Genomic DNA, 2,911 nt, shown 5'->3' on the forward strand with positions numbered 1-2,911 from the left:
CGAATGAATGAGTATTCGTTAGATAAATCCTTAATACTGAGGGACTGGGAACGATAGTACAATGGACGTACCTAGGAAGTAATTTCTTCCTTTATTACATCCATTTTTAGTTTAGCCAGGGATTTGTTCTCTCTCGTAATAGGTTGTCGAAATCCCATACACTTAGATGATCCGTTTTTCTTCACAAACACAACATAAGTACTAGCTTTATACAATAATAGAAGCTCCGGAAATGTCTCCAGAGCTTCTTGATAAATTAAAGCGATTCAGCCACATTTATTCAATTATCATGAGAGAACGGACTAACTTTCATGTATGTGTGTGGTACAACGCAGGGGATGCAACGGGCAGTAATGTACATAATGCCAAATGCAGGATTTTCCTTCTTTTTAAGCGAATATTGAGAGCGAAAGCTCATTCAAAGGGGTTTTACAATGCTGCCTGCTCCCGCAAAACGTGTGTTATCCATCGCGATCCCCGCCATCGGCGAAGCCTATTTGCAGAGCCTGCTCGGCGTCGTCGATGCCTGGTTTATCGCCAGAATTGGTCTAGTTGCCGTGAATGCTGTTGGCTTAACGAATATATACAGCCTCACCTATATCGGTGTATTCACTGCGGTGTCCACGGCAGTGTCCGTTTTTCTCTCGCGGGCCGTGGGCGCAAATGATGCAAAGCGAGGACGCTCAGCCGTCTGGCACGGCTATGTCATTGCCTTGGTTTTGAGTCTCATCCTATCGGCTGCTTCTGTCCTTTTCGCTGTGCCTCTGCTGCACATCATGGGTGCATATGGAGAGCTCGAAGCGACCGCTCTGCCTTACTTTTGCGTCGTGCTTGGCATATCCCCGCTGATCGCGCTGTTTACCACTCAATCGGCAGCCTTTCGGGCTACGGGGGATACCAAAACGCCTCTGAAAGTGGCACTTGAAATGAACGCAGTTCATGTGGTGCTCGATTATATATTGATCTTCGGAGTCGGATGGATCTCAGGGTTCGGTTTAGCTGGAGCGGCGTGGGCTATGGTGCTGGCCCGTTTGTACGCGTTTCTTCGCTTATGGTGGAAATCACGGAGCGTGGGGGCGATCTGCCTGCGCAAAGAGGACTTCACATGGCGCCCGTCTGTGCTGGTCGAGATGGTTACGTTTGCCGTTCCTGCAGCTGCCGAACGGCTCTCCATGAGGCTTGGACAGGTCATCTACTTCGGTATGATCGTGCGCATGGGCATCAACGTGTACGCGACCCATACCATCGCAGGCACGCTGACGGTGTTTGCGTCAACCGTCGGCGCGGGGTTTGCCACGGCCGCGATCGTGACCATCGGGCAGGCTATCGGAGGCAAAGACATTTCCGCCGTGCAAGCGTACCGACGTTGGAGCTATATCCTGTCGGCCATCTCGATGACCGTCATCACCGCTGCTATTTGCATTTTCTCACCATGGATCGGATTGCTTTTTTCGGATAACCAGCAGGTCATCCAGCTGCTGATTATCGTTTTGGCCATCGATACCATCTCGCAGCCGTTTCTCGCCTCCACGCTAGTGGACACCTCCGCTATCCAAGCGGGAGGAAACAGCAAATATCCGATGATCGTGACTACCATCGGCATCTGGGGGATTCGCACGCTTGGCGTGTACTTCTTTGCTTGGTACCAAGGATGGGGTCTGCCCGCCGTATGGGCCAGCATCGCCGCTGATAACGTGCTGAGGGCCGTTTTGTTTGCAAGGTATCGAAGACGTCGTAGAGCAGTAGGGTCAATGTAACTACCACGAAAGAACGGACTAACTTTCATGCTCTGTGGTGCAACGCAGGGGATGCATGGGAGGCTAACGGGAGACGATAGCACAATAAACAGGGAGCAGATTGCATCGGCAGCTGCTCCCTGTTTTGATTTAAGTAACGGGCAGTTTTGCGTGGTGCTTTGTTGAACTTTGTTGGGGGATTGAATATGTATTTCTATATTATGATAAGATTGCAAAGAGGGAATAAGTTGAGATGACCAATAAACAAAAAAATACCCAGTAAAGAAACACTAAAAAATGGAGTGTTAAGATATGAATTCTCATGGATCCTTTTTAAGGCAGATTCAACTGAAGAGACAGAGTGTCTCTTCCTACAATTACTATCCTTTTAGTCTTGGGGTAATTAAAAGTCTCGAAAAGCTTGATTTCCACCCCAAGGTAACATATATAGTTGGTGAAAATGGAATGGGAAAATCAACGCTAATGGAGTCAATTGCAGTAGCGTGGGGGTTTAATCCTGAGGGTGGGACTATAAACTTTTCATTTTCAACTCGATCTACTCATTCTAACCTATATGAATATATTCAATTGATAAAAGGTCCTCATCGACCCAAAGATGGTTTCTTTTTTAGAGCTGAAAGTTACTATAATCTTGCTACAAATATTGATCATCTTGATAGTCAATTTTCTTTCGGTCGTCCAATTAAAGAATCTTACGGTGGGAAGTCATTACATGAACAGTCACATGGTGAGTCGTTTTTTTCAACATTCGTCCATCGTTTTGGAGGCAAAGGATTATATATTTTGGATGAACCTGAGGCTGCATTGTCCCCACTCCGTCAAATGGCGATGCTTGCTCGTATTCATGAGTTGGTTCAACAAAACTCACAATTTATCATTTCAACTCACTCCCCAATCCTTATGGCATATCCGGATTCGATTATATATAATCTGAAACCAGATGGAATTGAAATCAGGTCTTTGGAGGAAACCGATCATTACGTGATTATGAGGCAGTTTCTAAATAACAAAGACAACATGCTCAAGCAGTTATTTGAGAATCAAGCAAAAGACGAATGAAAGAAATTTACGAGTGTGAGTTATGCTAACGTATAACAATAGCTTAACCAGACATGAACATGAGGACAATCCTCTATACTTCTTGGTACGAAATG

At 46.0% G+C, this 2,911-nt stretch carries 2 protein-coding genes; both read left to right on the forward strand.

All coding sequences use genetic code 11. The features are described 5' to 3' along the window. Window positions 1–434: 434 nt before the first annotated feature. A complete protein-coding gene (locus OB236_RS19255) occupies window positions 435–1,757 on the forward strand; it encodes an MATE family efflux transporter (protein WP_262685455.1) in 1,323 nt (440 codons plus the stop codon). Between the two features lie 291 nt (window positions 1,758–2,048). Continuing rightward, the gene (locus OB236_RS19260; RefSeq protein ID WP_262685456.1) at window positions 2,049–2,816 is read left to right on the forward strand and encodes an AAA family ATPase; all 768 of its coding nucleotides are present in this window, start codon (window positions 2,049–2,051) and stop codon (window positions 2,814–2,816) included. Window positions 2,817–2,911 lie beyond the last annotated feature (95 nt).

It is taken from the genome of Paenibacillus baimaensis, assembly GCF_025567575.1.